General features: G+C 62.8%; 13 protein-coding genes. 2 read left to right on the top strand and 11 right to left on the bottom strand.

Annotated features, from left to right (window positions below):
- Positions 1-66: 66 nt before the first annotated feature.
- The 8 genes from CXP40_RS14985 to prfB all read right to left on the bottom strand — a co-directional run bounded on the left by CXP40_RS14985 (position 67) and on the right by prfB (position 7,565).
- Positions 67-390 carry a hypothetical protein gene (locus tag CXP40_RS14985; protein WP_099525765.1) on the bottom strand — a complete coding sequence of 108 codons (324 nt, stop codon included), beginning with the start codon at positions 388-390 and terminating at the stop codon, positions 67-69.
- Complete coding sequence (locus CXP40_RS14980; RefSeq protein ID WP_106734402.1) at positions 387-1,280, bottom strand: alpha/beta hydrolase; 894 nt, start codon at positions 1,278-1,280, stop codon at positions 387-389. The genes CXP40_RS14985 and CXP40_RS14980 overlap by 4 nt, the downstream gene beginning before the upstream one ends.
- Positions 1,270-2,016 (bottom strand): TIGR00266 family protein, encoded by a 747-nt coding sequence (locus CXP40_RS14975; protein ID WP_099525767.1) that lies wholly within the window; start codon positions 2,014-2,016, stop codon positions 1,270-1,272. The genes CXP40_RS14980 and CXP40_RS14975 overlap by 11 nt, the downstream gene beginning before the upstream one ends.
- Before the next feature lie 77 nt (positions 2,017-2,093).
- On the bottom strand, positions 2,094-3,383 hold the full coding sequence (locus tag CXP40_RS14970; protein WP_106734401.1) for a flavohemoglobin expression-modulating QEGLA motif protein: 1,290 nt from the start codon (positions 3,381-3,383) through the stop codon (positions 2,094-2,096).
- Positions 3,384-3,391: 8 nt separating this feature from the next.
- Positions 3,392-3,943, bottom strand: coding sequence for a hypothetical protein (locus CXP40_RS14965; protein WP_099525769.1), 552 nt, complete (start codon positions 3,941-3,943; stop codon positions 3,392-3,394).
- A gap of 43 nt (positions 3,944-3,986) precedes the next feature.
- Positions 3,987-4,700, bottom strand: coding sequence for a TetR/AcrR family transcriptional regulator (locus CXP40_RS14960; protein WP_099525770.1), 714 nt, complete (start codon positions 4,698-4,700; stop codon positions 3,987-3,989).
- A 165-nt stretch (positions 4,701-4,865) separates the two neighbouring features.
- Positions 4,866-6,368, bottom strand: coding sequence for a lysine--tRNA ligase (gene lysS, locus CXP40_RS14955; protein WP_106734400.1), 1,503 nt, complete (start codon positions 6,366-6,368; stop codon positions 4,866-4,868).
- 101 nt (positions 6,369-6,469) lie between these two features.
- Positions 6,470-7,565 (bottom strand): peptide chain release factor 2 gene (gene prfB, locus CXP40_RS14950; protein ID WP_099525772.1). Its coding sequence is split into 2 segments (ribosomal slippage): positions 6,470-7,492 and positions 7,494-7,565, totalling 1,095 coding nucleotides; the frame shifts between segments, so codons are not numbered across the junction.
- A 163-nt stretch (positions 7,566-7,728) separates the two neighbouring features.
- Here prfB and CXP40_RS14945 point away from each other — a divergent pair.
- The gene (locus tag CXP40_RS14945) at positions 7,729-9,375 is read left to right on the top strand and encodes a GGDEF domain-containing protein (RefSeq protein WP_106734399.1); all 1,647 of its coding nucleotides are present in this window, start codon (positions 7,729-7,731) and stop codon (positions 9,373-9,375) included.
- On the opposite strand, the gene CXP40_RS14940 is transcribed toward CXP40_RS14945, so the two are convergent.
- Positions 9,368-11,020 (bottom strand): GMC family oxidoreductase, encoded by a 1,653-nt coding sequence (locus tag CXP40_RS14940; protein ID WP_106734398.1) that lies wholly within the window; start codon positions 11,018-11,020, stop codon positions 9,368-9,370. The two genes, CXP40_RS14945 and CXP40_RS14940, sit on opposite strands and share 8 nt — an antisense overlap.
- A 91-nt stretch (positions 11,021-11,111) precedes the next feature.
- Entirely contained in the window at positions 11,112-11,852 is a 741-nt protein-coding gene (locus CXP40_RS14935) for a tellurite resistance TerB family protein (RefSeq protein WP_106734397.1), read from the bottom strand.
- A gap of 378 nt (positions 11,853-12,230) precedes the next feature.
- Between CXP40_RS14935 and dapA the strand changes: the two genes are divergently transcribed.
- Positions 12,231-13,097 carry a 4-hydroxy-tetrahydrodipicolinate synthase gene (gene dapA / locus CXP40_RS14925; protein ID WP_106734396.1) on the top strand — a complete coding sequence of 289 codons (867 nt, stop codon included), beginning with the start codon at positions 12,231-12,233 and terminating at the stop codon, positions 13,095-13,097.
- Here the strand turns inward: dapA and recJ are convergent.
- Entirely contained in the window at positions 13,094-14,803 is a 1,710-nt protein-coding gene (gene recJ, locus CXP40_RS14920; RefSeq protein WP_106734395.1) for a single-stranded-DNA-specific exonuclease RecJ, read from the bottom strand. The two genes, dapA and recJ, sit on opposite strands and share 4 nt — an antisense overlap.
- Positions 14,804-14,937 lie beyond the last annotated feature (134 nt).

The following is a 14,937-nucleotide window of genomic DNA, read 5'->3' as shown; positions in this document are numbered from 1 at the left end:
CTCACGCCGACGTTTCGATACGCACGGCCTAGGCGGCCCCGCGACACCCTACGTAAGCGTTTTGCCTTACTGCTCCAGCGCCGGAGTTTCCTGACCGATGCAACGCACAGCCTGCTTCTTGTTGTCCACCAGCACGCCAGTCAGCCCTTTCTGCTGCAGATCGAACAACACCAGCACGCCATCGATGCACTGCGCCACCTGATCGGCCGGTTTCAGCGAGACCTTGTAGTCCTCGCCGGGAATGGTCTTGAGCATGGTGAAGTCGGAGAGCAGCAGTGCATCCTCCGGTTTGGCGAAATGCACATAGCCGTAGAACCAGAGCACACCGATGGTACCAACGATACTGGCGACACCTGTGAGGATCAGAGGGATAGGATTGCGTTCGGTCATTGCGGACTCTCTGTTGCGGATTCGATGGTCGGCGCCTGGCGCTCGACAAAAGCCTGCGGCGCACTGAAGAACGCCAGCAGTGACTGGCGCCAGGCGGGCTCGGCAAAGGTTTGCACGTGCGGGCCACGGGTCGCCTGAAAGGCGCGCGGCGGACGCGCAGCTTGATACAAGCGCTGGCCATTGGAAAGCGGCACGATCGTATCGTCAATGCTGTGATAAATCAGCAGGGGCACACCTTCGAGTTGCTCGATGCTGCGAATCGCGCTGTCGCCGTCCGGTACCAGCCAGGACAGCGGCACCTGTAGCGGCCAGGTCAGCCAGGACGTGCTAAGCGCATGCTGAGCCACATCGCGATAACTGGCCGGCACACCATCGAGCGCCATGGCCTGCAAGGCCGATTGGCGCTCAGGATGCTGCGCCAGGTAATGCACGGCCAGGGCGCCGCCGAGGCTCTGCCCGAGCACGAAAAGCGGCGTGCCCTGTACCTGCGGCGCCTGATCGAGCCAGGTGAAGGCCGCGTCGATATCCTGGTAAACCTCGGGCAAACGCGGCTTGCCAGCGGACAGGCCATACCCCCGGTAATCCAGCATCAGCACCTGATAGCCCTGTTCCGGCAGCCAGTGAACGCCGCCCAGGTGCCATGCCAGGTTACCGCCATTGCCATGCAGGTGCAGTACCGTGCCCTTGACCCTCACCCCAGCCTTGGCAGGCAGCCACCAGGCGTGCAAACGCGTGCCATCGGCGGCGCGCAGCTCGATGTCGCGGTATTCCAGCCCGGCACGCTCCGGGGTAATCGGCAGCCCTGGTTCCGGGTAGAACAGCAGGCCGCTGCAACCAGCCAGCCACAGGCTGGCCAGCAGCAACACCAGCGCCCGCAGGCTACTTGCCACCGGCGCGCACCTCTTCGCGAGCCTGAACGGTCGCCGCATAGACGCGCTCGGCCAGGCGCGAGAACGGCAGGCTCTGAATCCACACCGTACCGGTACCTTTGAGCGTGGTCAGCAAAATGCCTTCGCCACCAAAAAGCATGCTTTTCAGGCCGCCAGCCAGGGCAATGTCGTAATCGATACCGCTGCTGAAAGCCACCAGGCAACCGGTGTCCAGGCGCAGGGTTTCGTTGTTCAGCTCCTTGCGGATCACGGTGCCGCCAGCATGCACGAAAGCCAGGCCGTCACCGTCGAGCTTCTGCAGGATGAAGCCCTCGCCGCCGAAAAAACCGGCGCCCAGGCGTTTGGCGAAGCTGATGCCGATGCTGGTGCCATGCGCGGCGCAGAGAAAGGCGTCTTTCTGGCAGATCAAGCGACCGCCGATCTTTGCCAGGTCGATGGGCACCACGGTGCCCGGATAAGGCGCGGCGAAGGCGACCCGTGCCTGACTTTTGCCGGCATTGCTGAAGTGGGTCATGAACAGCGACTCACCGGTGAGCATGCGCTTGCCGACGCTCCACAGCTTGCCCAGCAGACCATTTGACGAGCCATCACCCATGCGCGTCTCGAAGCGCACGCCGTCGGTCATGTAGTTCATCGCCCCGGCTTCGGCGATCACCGTCTCACCGGGGTCGAGAATGATCTCCACCGATTGCGCCGAAGCGCCGAGGATTTCGTATTCGAGTTGATGGCTGGGCACGGGGCGGTCTCCAAGGCTTCCCGGATTTCATCCGGGCTACGGCAGCGGTGCGCGCAGCGCACCCTACCGGACTGCGATCAAAGGATATTGGCGTAGTCCGCTTCGATGCGATCCAGGCTCAAGTGATTGAGGAAGTTGGAGAAGCACATCCAGGCCGACAGCGCGTTCATGTCCTGAAACTGCGGCGGCAGATACTTGGGTGGCTGCACAAGTCCTTCATCCACCAGCTTGCGCAGCGTGCGCATGTCTTCCAGGGTGGTCTTGCCGCAGAACAGCAGCGGAATCTGCTCCAGCTTGCCCTTGCGCACCGCCAGCTGGATGTAGTTGTAGATGAGGATGAAACCCTTGAGGTAGGAAAGATCCTTGGTGAACGGCAGGCCCGTCGGCAAGGAGCCACGGAACACCCGGCTGGCGTTGCTGTAGCCGCCTTCGAGGCCATAGCCCTGCTCGCGGAAGAACTCGAATACCTCGAGAAAATCCGCGCCCTCTTCGGCCATGTGGATAGCGCGGGTGCGGTTGGTCAGCTTGCGCAAACGCGTGGGGTAGGAAGCAAAGGCGATCACCTCCATGAGAATGGCCAAACCTTCCTGGGTCACCGTCGATGAGGGCGGCCCTTTGGCCAGAAACGTGCAGATCGGCTGGTTGAGCCCATTGAGCGTGGTGCCGACATGCACCAGACCTTCGTGCACCTCCAGCGCCTTGACGTCACGCTCGTTGAAACGCGCGTCGCTGCGGATCTTGATGTAGTCGGCCCCAGCGGCGGCATCGGCGAGAATACCGTCGGACTCGAACACACGAATGGTTTCGTCGCCAAATACGCCAGCCAGGCGCTGCTGCAGGATGTTCACCGCATCACTGGCACCGAGGGTCTTGGCCTCGTCTTCCAGGTCGCCACGCGCGGCGATGTTGTTGAGGTAGTCCGAAAGCATCAGGCCGAGATCGGCCAAGGTCGGATCACCCGCATGGAAGGCGTCGGAGGCAGCGCCATACAGTTCCTGGCTGATCAGGCCGAAGTCCTCGGTGCCACGCGCCTCGAGCATGCGGATGACCATGCGGTATTCCTTGCACATGCGCCGCATGATCTGCCCGACCGGATTGAACTGGCCAAGTTGACGGGTGATGTCGCGCTCGATGTTCTGGAATTCCAACTTCTTCGCAGTGGCATCGAAAGCCAGCGGTCGACTCAGGTAGTAGTCGCGATCCACGGCTGGCGGCTGCTTGCCCTTGGCCTTGAGAAAGCCATCACGGATGCCATCATCCCACTTCACCGCATCGAGTACGCGGATGGGCGTTTGCGCATCGACGATGCGGTCACTGAGGGCACGGATACAGAGCTGATAGTCGTCCAGTTTTTGCTGGCTATTCATTGCAGTTCCTACTCGGCGGCTCGCTGATAACGCGCCACCTCGACGAACAGGTCGGCATTGGCCGGGTCGTCGAGATAGGCAAACACCTTGTCCAGCGGGCTGGTGATCAATGCACCATCAGCTTCGGGCATGGAAACGGTCTGCCCTTGCAGCAGGCCCTTTTCCATATCCTGAAGAATGCGGTCGGTGTCGAGGTTGTACAGCACCAGTTCGTTGTCCTTGGTCAACTCGAAACCGGCGATGGCGAAGTTGGCGCCCAGGCTCTTCGGCAAGCCCGCGGAGAGGTACCAGCGGCGACCATGGTGAGCGACGGTGAAGCCGAACTCCTCGAGGCTGCCGAGGTTGTCCGCGCTACCTTCGTAAATGCGCGCCAGGTAGAGATTGGAGCCGGCACGGGTGATCTCCAGAAACAACTGATCGCCCCACTCGTCCTGCCGGGTCCATACGCCCAGCAGCGGTATGGGCGCAGCCTCGTTGGCCGGAATCGGGTCCTTGAAGGTGACCAGGCAGCCACTCAACAGCAGGAAGGACAGGGCGACCAATGCGCGCCAGGCTTTCATTACGCTCTCCTTGTGAAGACCGTTCGACCCGATGATCGACGGTTTACAACCCCAGAACCAGATTCATGTAACGCTTAAGGATGGCCAGCATTCCTTGGCTGTCCAAGTGCTCTATGCCGTCTAGCAGGCCCTGATACTCCATCCGCACGATGGCGGCCGTCAACAGCACGGCATCCTGTTCGGGCTGGCGCGAACCCAGCACTTCGAAAAAGTGGGTGACACCCTGCTGCAGGATCTGCCGGTGAGCTCGCACCAGCTCGCGCAGTCGTGGATTGAGCAAGGCTTCCTGCTGAAACGCCTGCTCGGCGATCAGGTGATCACGACGCTCACACAACTGGCGCTGCACGTACTGCACCGCCAGCCCGGCGATCTCATCGGCCAGTTGCCTGCGTGCCTGCTCGCTGCCATCCAGACGCCCGACCATCGCCTCCAGCGCACCCTGAGTACCGCTCCAGAACGCCGCCATCTGCGCGGCGCTGCGCTCGACGAACTGGGCGAAGGTATCGGTGATCAGATCATCGATATCCTTGAAATAGTAGGTCGTGGCCGACAGAGGTACCTGCGCTTCGGCCGCCACCGCGCGGTGACGCACGGCGCGCACGCCATCGCGCACGATGATGCGCATGGCGGCATCGAGAATCGCCTGGCGGCGCTGCTCACTGCCCTGGCGACTGGCCTTGCGGCCCTGATACTGGACACTTTCGGCGACAGCGTTGGCTGCCTGTGTGGCATTGGGGGGCGCAGACACGGAGCTCACGGTGGGTCGACCCTCTACGTTCTAGTTATGACAGGGAGAGTAATGGCTTGGACATGCAAGCAAAAGGCTCCGTTTCGCTTCCAGGCCAGGCACCCAGCGAAATCGCCGCGAAATGCATAACGACAAATAGCAAAAAGCCGCCCGAAGGCGGCTTTCTGTCTGGCATCAAGCCTGCGGGCGCATGTGCGGGAACAGGATGACGTCGCGGATCGACGGCGAGTTGGTCAGCAACATCACCAGGCGGTCGATGCCGATGCCCTCACCGGCGGTAGGCGGCATGCCGTACTCCAGAGCGCGGACGAAGTCGGCGTCGTAGTGCATGGCTTCGTCGTCACCGGCGTCTTTTTCGGCCACTTGGGCCAGGAAGCGTTCGGCCTGGTCTTCGGCGTCATTGAGCTCGGAGTAGGCGTTGGCGATCTCGCGGCCACCGATGAACAGCTCGAAGCGGTCGGTGACGTTGGGGTTCTGGTCGTTGCGGCGGGCCAGCGGCGATACCTCGAACGGATACTCGGTAATGAAGTGCGGCTGCTCCAGCTTGCTCTCCACCAGCTCTTCGAAAATCATCACCTGCAGCTTGCCCAGGCCTTCATGGCCAAGCACTTTGGCGCCAGCCTTCTTGGCGATGGCGCGGGCCTTGTCGACATCCTGCAGGTCGGCAGCGGTCAGCTCGGGGTTGTACTTGAGGATCGAATCGAACACCGACAGGCGCGCGAACGGCTCGCCGAAGTGGAACACCTTGTCGCCGTATGGCACGTCGGTGCTACCGAGAACAGCCTGAGCCAGCTCGCGGAACAGCTCCTCGGTCAGGTCCATGTTGTCTTCGTAGTCGGCGTAGGCCTGGTAGAACTCGAGCATGGTGAACTCGGGGTTGTGCCGGGTCGAGACGCCTTCGTTACGGAAGTTGCGGTTGATCTCGAAGACCTTTTCAAAACCACCGACCACAAGGCGCTTGAGGTACAGCTCCGGCGCGATGCGCAGGAACATGGCCATGTCCAGCGCGTTGTGGTGGGTCTCGAACGGTTTGGCTGCGGCACCGCCAGGGATGGTCTGCAGCATCGGCGTTTCCACCTCGAGGAAGTCACGCTCGGCAAGGAACTTGCGGATATGAGCGATGACCTGCGAACGCACCCGGAAGGTGTCACGCACTTCTTCGTTGACGATCAGGTCGACGTAGCGCTGGCGATAGCGCTGTTCGGTATCGGTCAGGCCGTGATGCTTGTCCGGCAGCGGACGCAGCGATTTGGTCAGCAGACGTACGCTGGTCATCTCGACGTACAGGTCGCCCTTGCCAGAACGGGCCAGGGTACCTTCGGCGGCGATGATGTCGCCCATGTCCCAGGTCTTGACCGCTGCCAGGGTTTCTTCCGGCAAGGTCTTGCGGTTGACGTAGACTTGGATACGGCCAGTCATGTCCTGAATGACCATGAAAGCGCCGCGGTTGAGCATGATGCGCCCGGCAACCTTGACCGGAATGGCAGCGGCTTCCAGTTCTTCCTTGGTCTTGTCGACGTACTGTTTCTGCAGGTCGGCGCAGTAGTTGTCGCGGCGGAAGTCGTTGGGGAAGGCGTTGCCCTGCTCACGGATGGCAGCAAGCTTTTCCTTGCGCAGCGCAATCAGCTTGTTTTCTTCCTGTTGCAGTTCGTTCTGGTCGAGTTGTTGGTCGCTCATGGTCGTTTTATCTGCCTGGCGTGTATATGCAAATGAGGTTTGGTAGGAGCCAGCTGGCCGCGAAGAGCATCGCCAGCACGCTGGCTCCTACAGGGTTGCGGTTAAAGGCCCTGCTTGAGGCTGGCCTCTAGATACTGGTCGAGATCGCCATCCAGAACCTTCTGGCAGTCGCTACGCTCGATGCCGGTACGCAGATCCTTGATGCGCGAGTCATCGAGCACGTAGGAGCGGATCTGATGACCCCAACCGATATCGGACTTGCTGTCTTCCAGCGCCTGCGAGGCGGCGTTGCGCTTCTGCATCTCCAGCTCGTACAACTTGGCCCGCAGCATCTTCATGGCGGTGTCCTTGTTGGCGTGCTGGGAACGTTCGTTCTGGCAGGCCACCACGGTATTGGTCGGCACGTGGGTAATACGTACCGCCGAATCGGTGGTGTTGACGTGCTGACCACCGGCGCCGGAGGAGCGGTAGGTGTCGATACGCAGGTCGGACGGGTTGATGTCGATCTCGACCTTGTCGTCGATCTCAGGGGACACGAACACCGCCGAGAACGAGGTGTGACGACGGGCGCCGGAGTCGAACGGGCTCTTGCGTACCAGACGGTGCACGCCGATCTCGGTGCGCAGCCAACCGAAGGCGTACTCGCCCTTGATATGCACGGTGGCGCCCTTGATGCCGGCGACCTCGCCCTCGGACAGCTCGATGATGGTGGCGTCGAAGCCACGCTTGTCGGCCCAGCGCAGGTACATGCGCAGCAGGATGTTGGCCCAGTCCTGCGCCTCGGTGCCGCCGGAACCGGCCTGGATGTCCAGATAGCAGTTGTTTGGGTCCATCTCGCCACTGAACATGCGGCGGAATTCCAGCTTCTCGAGGATTTCGCGCAGGCGGTCTACTTCGGCGACGATATCGCTCACCGCGCCTTCGTCGTTTTCTTCGGCAGCCATTTCCAGCAGGTCCTTGGAATCGACCAGGCTGCCGGTGAGGTCGTCGATGGTTTCGACGATCTGCGCCAGCATGGCGCGCTCACGGCCCAGCGCTTGCGCGTACTCGGGCTTGTTCCAGACGCTGGCGTCTTCCAGTTCGCGGTTTACTTCGACCAGACGATCATGCTTGTGATCGTAGTCAAAGATACCCCCGAATTGACTGGGTTCGCTCGGACAGGTCCTTGATGGCGTTGAGGATCGGATTGATTTCCATGGTAGTCGGCGCTCGCGGCAAATCGGACGGAAAAGCCGGCGATTATACCCGAGCCAGCCCAGGCTGGCAGCCCACTATCGGCAGGTGATCACAGCTCAATGGATCAACGGCGCACTATACTGGTCACACAGCCGATTGCAGTGGCCTACCCGGGAATCAAAACATGCCCCCAGCGCAAAGCATGCGTAGCCATATCGCCCTCTTCGTTGCCCTTCTGGTCTGCGCCCTCAGCTGGCTTCTGGGCACACTGATCGGCCAGTACACCAGCCAGCAGATTCGCGAGGACGTGGGCCGTGACATGGCCGAGGTGTCCTACGCAATGGTTGATCGCCTGGATCGCGACATGGCCTCGCGCGCCGCGGTGCTGAAGGTGCTCGGCAATCTGCAGGCGTTGCGTCAGCCTGATGACATCGCCGAGGTGCGGCGCCTGCTCGACAGCCTGCAGAAGGAAATCCCCAGCATCGCCTGGATCGGCTTCACCGACCCGCACGGCCTGGTGCTGGCCTCCAGCAACGGCATATTGGAGAGCGTCAGCATTGCGCAGAGGCCGGTCTATCTGGAGGGGCGCAACGGACTGTTCATCGGTGACGTGCATGAAGCGGTACTGCTGGCCAAGCTGCTGCCCAACCCAAGCGGCGAGGCGATGAAATTCGTCGACATCAGCCTGCCGATCTTCGCCAGCGACGGCAGCCTGGCCGGCGTTTTGGCCAGCCACCTGTCCTGGGCCTGGGCCGACGAGGTACGCGAGTCGATTCTCGGCCCGAGCCAGGATCGGCATATGGTCGAATTCTTCGTCATTGGTCAGGATCGCGGCATCCTGCTTGGCCCGCAGGAAATGATCGGTCAGAAACTGGAGTTACCGGCACTGGAAGGGCTGAAACCTGGACAAAGTCGCTGGCAAGTGCAGCAGTGGCCGGACGGTAACGACTACCTCACCGGCCTGACGCTGAGCCAGGGCCATCAGGACTACCCAGGGCTGGGCTGGACAGTGGTGGCGCGGCAATCGCTCGAGGTCGCCGATGCCCCAGCGCAGAACCTGCTGCAAAGCATCTTGCTTTGGGGCAGCGGCCTGGCACTGGTATTCGCGGTGATCGGCTGGCTGGTCAGCAGCTACTTCACCCGGCCACTGCGCGACATCGCTAACGCAGCAGACCGTCTCAGCGCGGGTGAAATCACCGAAATCCCCGAGCTGCGGGGTAGCCGTGAAATTCATCAGCTGAGTCAATCCATCCGTCACCTGGTGGAAAGCCTGACCCTGCAGCAGACCGCGCTGGGCATGATGGAAAGCCTCGCTCACCACGACGCGCTGACCGGCCTGCCCAACCGCATGGCGCTGGAGAAATTTCTGCCTCAGGCCCAACAACGCAGCCGCCTGCAGCATGGCTGCCTGGCCCTGCTCTATCTCGACCTCGATGGTTTCAAACCAGTCAATGACACCCATGGCCATGCAGCAGGGGATCATCTGCTACGGGAGGTAGCCCAACGTCTGCGCGGCTGCCTGCGTGACGGCGACATGGTCTCGCGCCTGGGCGGCGACGAGTTTCTCATGGTGCTGCAAGTGCCGGGACAGGATGCACAGCATCACGCCCACCAGGTGGCCGAGCGCGTGATCACCGCACTCGGCCAGCCGGTACTGCTGGAAGTCGGCGAGGTGCGCATCGGCTGCAGCGTCGGCGGAGCACTCTGGCCTGAGGACCACATCGAGCTCAGCGTCGTCCTGCAACTGGCTGACGAGGCGCTGTACAAAGCCAAACACGGTGGGCGTAACCGCGCGATATTCCACAGCAGCCAGGAAACCAGCCTCAGCTGAGCGCGGGCTCGGTTACCCGGGTCGCCTGTCGTTGCGGCTGCGCGTCCTCAGTGATCATCAGCGCTGCCTTCTCGGCGATCATCAATACCGGCGAGCAGGTGTTGCCCGAGGTGATGCTCGGCATGATCGACGCATCGACCACGCGCAAACCGGCGATGCCATGCACGCGCAAGCGGGCATCGACCACGGCCTCACGCCCCTGCCCCATCGCACAGGTACCCACCGGGTGGAAGATGGTGGTGCCGATCTCGCCTGCCGCACGCTGCAGATCCTCCTCGCTGCGATAGTCCGGGCCGGGCTTGTACTCCTGAGGTCGGTAACCGGCCAATGCCGGTGCAGCGACGATACGCCGGGTCAGGCGAATGGCGTCGGCGGCCACACGCAAATCCCGCTCGTCACTGAGGTAGTTGGGGCGAATCAGCGGGGCGACGCTGGCATCGACCGAGGCGATTTCGACGCTACCACGGCTGTGCGGGCGCAGGTTGCACACCGAGGCGGTGAACGCCGGGAAGTCGTGCAAGGGCTCGCCAAAGCGCTCCAGTGACAAGGGTTGAACGTGATACTGCAGGTTGGCGCGCGCCTGCCCGGGGTCGGACTTGGCGAAGGCGCCAAGCTGGCTGGGCGCCATCGACAGCGGCCCGCTGCGCTTGAGCAGGTATTCCAGGCCCATGCCCAGCTTGCCCCAAGGCGTGGCCGCGATGCGATTGAGCGTCTTCACGCCCTCCACCTGATAGATCAAGCGCAACTGCAGGTGATCCTGCAGGTTGCTGCCAACACCTGGCAGCTCGTGCCTGACGCCGATGCCCAGCTTTTCCAGCAGCGGCCTTGGGCCGATACCGGAGCGCTGCAGCAAGGCCGGCGAGCCGATGGCGCCGGCACACAGGACGATCTCGCGACGCGCCGCAACGCGCAGCGCGCGGCCCTGACAACGCAGGTGCAGCGCACTGGCGCGCCCGTCCTCCAGTTCCAGACGCTCGGCCTCGGCACCAGTCAGTACCTGCAGATTAGGGCGCTGGCGGATATCTCGCAGAAACGCCTTGGAGGCATTCCAGCGCACGCCACGTTTCTGGTTGACCTGAAAGTAACTGCAGCCTTCGTTGTCCCCACCGTTGAAATCTTCGACGCTGGCAATGCCACTTTGCGCCGCGGCACCACGGAAGGCTTCGAGAATTTCCCAGGACAGGCGCTGACGCTCCACCCGCCACTCGCCGTCGCCACCGTGCAGTTCGCCGGTGCCGGAAAAATGATTCTCCGAGCGTTTGAACAACGGCAACACACCACGCCAGGCCCAACCGGGATTGCCCGCGGCGGCCCAGCCATCGTAGTCGGCAGCCTGGCCGCGCATGTAGATCATGCCGTTGATCGAGGAGCTGCCGCCGAGCACACGACCACGCGGGTATTTCAGCGAGCGGCCATGCAGGCCGGGATCGGCCTCGGTGTTGTAGCACCAGTCAGTGCGTGGATTGCCGATGCAGTAGAGGTAGCCGACCGGGATGTGAATCCAGGGATAGTTGTCGCGCCCACCCGCCTCGATCAGCAGCACGCTGACGCCAGGGTCGGCGGAAAGTCGATTGGCCAGCAGGCAGCCGGCCGGGCCGGCGCCGACGATCAGATAGTCATAGGCATCCAGTGGCGCTTGCGACATAAGCATCCTCGCGTGTCGTTCTTGTCATTGGCCAATAGCCTAAAACAAGCCGGGTGCGAGGATGAATGATCTTTTGGTCTGAGGCAGCGCGTCAGACGCGCTGCGCCTCGATACGCACCTGAGCTTCCAGTTCACTCTTCAGCGCAGGCGCCAGCTGCAGCTGACGCGCCAGCTCTTCGAGGTAAGCGCGCTCCATGAAGTGCTCTTCGTCGACCATCAGCACGCTGGCCAGGTACATTTCGGCGGCCATTTCCGGGGTCGTTGCGGCGCGTGCCACATCGGCAGGGTCCAGCGGCTTGTTCAGTTCGGTGTGCAGCCAGGTCTGCAGTTCGCCGTCCTGTGCCAGCTTGCCCAACTCCTCTTCGATCAACTGACGCTCACGCTCATCGACATGACCATCGGCCTTGGCCGCCGCCACCAGCGCCTTGAGAATGGCGCGGCTGTGCTGCTCGACTTGCGGCGCCGGCAAACGATCCAGGGTTTGCGGCTCGACCGGCTGCGCACCACCCTGCTGGGCTTGCTGCGCCTGCCAGTTGCCATAGGCCTTGTACGCCATCACGCCGAGCGCGGCCAGACCGCCATAAACGGCCATCTTGCCACCTACCTTGCGCACACGCTTGTTGCCCAGCAGCATGGCCAACGCGGCACCGCCACCGGCGCCCTTGAGCATCGCCCCAAGATCGCTACCACCCGTCTTGCCTGCACCGCCGCCACCGCCGAGCAAGCCACCCAACGCACCACCCAGTCCGGAGGACGAACCACCGGCACCTTTCTGTTGCAGCAAGTCCTGCCCGGATTTGAGCAGTTGATCGAGCAAGCCACGAGTGTTCATCAAGCATCCTCCAGAGGAAATTTCGCCGAGTGTAGGCTTCGGCAATTGGCCCAGCAGCCAGCTGAATGCTTCCAGATATTACCGACAGCCGCCTTGACAGCCGAGTTGCCGGACAAGCACCATCGCCGAACGATTTATGCAACGGGCTCTCCATGTACGCCACCTACGACCACCTACCACTGAGCCCAGGCTTCACTGCCTGCCAGTGCGCGTGCGTCGTCGTTGCCAAGAAATCCAAGAAACAGTCGCTCATTTGACCGGGGCACTGTCCCGTCAGATGGGCTGACAGGACAAGCGCCAGGTTGTATCTCCCCTCCCGCTCGATTCCCGCACCCTCCCTGACGGCGACCAGACGGTCAGTCGCAAGGAGTTTTTTGCATGTCCAATTTTCAGGGTATCTGGGTGGCGCTGGTCACCCCACTGCGTAACGGTGAGATCGATTTCACCAGCCTCGACCGCCTGCTGGGGAAGCTGCTGGAAGATGGCGTCGCTGGCTTCGTGGTCTGTGGCACCACCGGCGAGGCCGCTGCGCTCAGCCAGAGCGAGCAGCTCGCCGTGCTGGATGCCGTGCTCCAGCGGGTACCCCCAGACCGGGTGATCATGGGCCTGGCTGGCAACCAGTTGAATGCCCTGCTCAACTTGCAACGGGAAATCCAGCGGCGCCCGCTGGCAGGCCTGCTGGTGCCGGCGCCTTACTACATCCGTCCGTCCCAGGCCGGGCTGGAGCACTTTTTCACCACGCTGGCAGATGCAGCCGAGGTGCCGCTGGTGCTCTACGACATTCCCTATCGAACCGGAATACGTATCGAGCGCGACACGCTGCGCCGCATCGTCAGCCATCCCAATATCCAGGCCATCAAGGACTGTGCGGGGGACGCCGAAACCACCATGGCGCTGATCGCCGAAGGCCAAGTGCAGGTGCTGGCCGGCGAGGACACGCAGATATTCAACACACTGTGCCTGGGTGGCGCTGGCGCCATATCAGCGTCGGCACATGTCCGCGCCGATCTGTACGTACGCATGCAACAGTGCGTAGCTACCGGTGACCTACAGGGCGCCCGTCAGTTGCACTATCAGTTGCTGCCCTGGATGCAAGCCGCCTTTGCCGAAGCCAACCCATCGGCGATCAAGGCGGCGCTGGCGCTTCAGGGCCTGATCGGCGAGGAACCGAGGGCACCGCTGCTGCCCTGCACGGCGGCAACACGCGAGCGACTGCGAGAGGTGCTGGCCGGCCTGGCGGATTAACGCGGGGCGATATGCGCCACCATCAGTTGCACGGTTTCATTGCCACGAAACTCGTTGAGGTCGAGTTTGTATGCCACTTCGGCCCAGCGCAGCGTCGGATTGGGCCAGACCTCGCGATCGATGTTGAAGGCGATGCCGTCGAGCTGCACGCTGCCGCACTCGGTCTTGAGTACCAGCTTCAGGTGACGCTCACCGACGATGCGCTGATTGACGATCTGAAACACGCCATGGAACAGCGGTTCGGGAAAATGCTGCCCCCAGGGCCCTGCGTTGCGCAGAGCGCGGGCCAGTTCCAGGTGGAACTCAGTGGCATCGAGCTGGCCGTCGGAGAGCAGGCGGCCAGTCAGGTCATCCTCACACAACTGGCGGCGTACCTCGGCATCGAAGGCGACGGCGAACGCACCGAAATTCTCCTGCGGCAGCGACATCCCGGCAGCCATGGCATGCCCGCCGAACTTGCTGATCAGCCCCGGATGACGCGCCGCCACGGCGTCCAGCGCATCGCGGATATGCAGCCCCGGCACCGAACGCGCCGAGCCCTTGAGCATGCCCTCGCCAGCATCGGCGAAGGCGATGGCCGGACGGTGATAGCGCTCTTTCAGGCGCGAAGCGAGGATGCCGATCACGCCCTGGTGCCAGTCCGGCTCGAACAGGCACAAGCCGAATGGCATGTCGTCCAGTGACAGGTCCTTGAGCTGGGCCAGCGCCTCGCGCTGCATGCCCTGCTCGATGGCCTTGCGATCCTGGTTGAGCTGGTCGAGCTGCACCGCCATATCGCGCGCCAGCGCCTCGTCGTCGCAAAGCAGGCATTCGATGCCCAGGCTCATGTCATCCAGCCGCCCTGCCGCATTCAGCCGAGGGCCGAGGATGAAACCGAGATCGGTGGAGGTGATACGCCGATGATCGCGCCCGGCTACTTCGAGAATCGCACGCAGGCCCGGCCTTGCCCGGCCGGCACGAATACGCGCCAGGCCCTGATGGACCAGGATGCGGTTGTTGGCATCCAGCGGCACCACATCGGCGACGCTGCCCAGCGCCACCAGGTCGAGCAGCTCGCCCAGATTCGGCTCCACACGGCTGGCGAACCAGCCGGTCTCACGCAGGCGAGCGCGCAGTGCCAGCAGCACGTAGAACATCACCCCGACGCCGGCCATGGCCTTGCTCGGGAAGCTGCACTCTGGCTGGTTCGGGTTGACGATGGCATCGGCGGCCGGCAGTTCCGGCCCAGGCAGATGGTGGTCGGTGACCAGCACCGTCAGCCCGGCGGCCTTGGCGGCTGCCACGCCATCGACGCTGGAAATGCCGTTGTCGACAGTCAGCAGCAGATCAGGCTGGCGTTCGAGAGCCACGGCGACGATCTCCGGGGTCAGGCCGTAGCCATACTCGAAACGGTTCGGCACCAGGTAATCCACATGCGCCGCGCCGAGCAGGCGCAGGCCGAGTACACCGACCGAGCTGGCAGTGGCGCCATCGGCATCGAAGTCACCGACGATGAGGATGCGCTGGCGCTGTTCAAGCGCCTGCACCAGCAGTTCGACCGCGGCGTCGATGCCCTTGAGCTGCTGGTAAGGGATCAACCGCGCCAGCCCCTTGTCCAGCTCTTCGGCAGACTGCACGCCGCGAGCGGCGTAGAGACGGGTCAGCAAAGGCGGCAGATTGCCCAGGTCAGGCAGTTGTGTGGGTAAGGGACGGGCTTCGATACGCATGGTGCTTCTTCATGTTCGCATGGGAGTGGCTTTTCTCCCCTCTCCCATTTATGGGAGAGGGGCTGGGGGAGAGGGCTCATCCTGCAACACCGCGTCGCCGAAATCCCCCTCTCCCTAGCCCTCTCCCCAAGGGG

Source organism: Pseudomonas sp. YY-1 (genome assembly GCF_002843095.1).
In the GTDB taxonomy this organism is placed as follows: domain Bacteria; phylum Pseudomonadota; class Gammaproteobacteria; order Pseudomonadales; family Pseudomonadaceae; genus Aquipseudomonas; species Aquipseudomonas sediminis_A.
The sequence above is the reverse complement of the archived record's forward strand: the minus strand, read 5'-3'. Positions and strand labels throughout refer to the sequence as shown.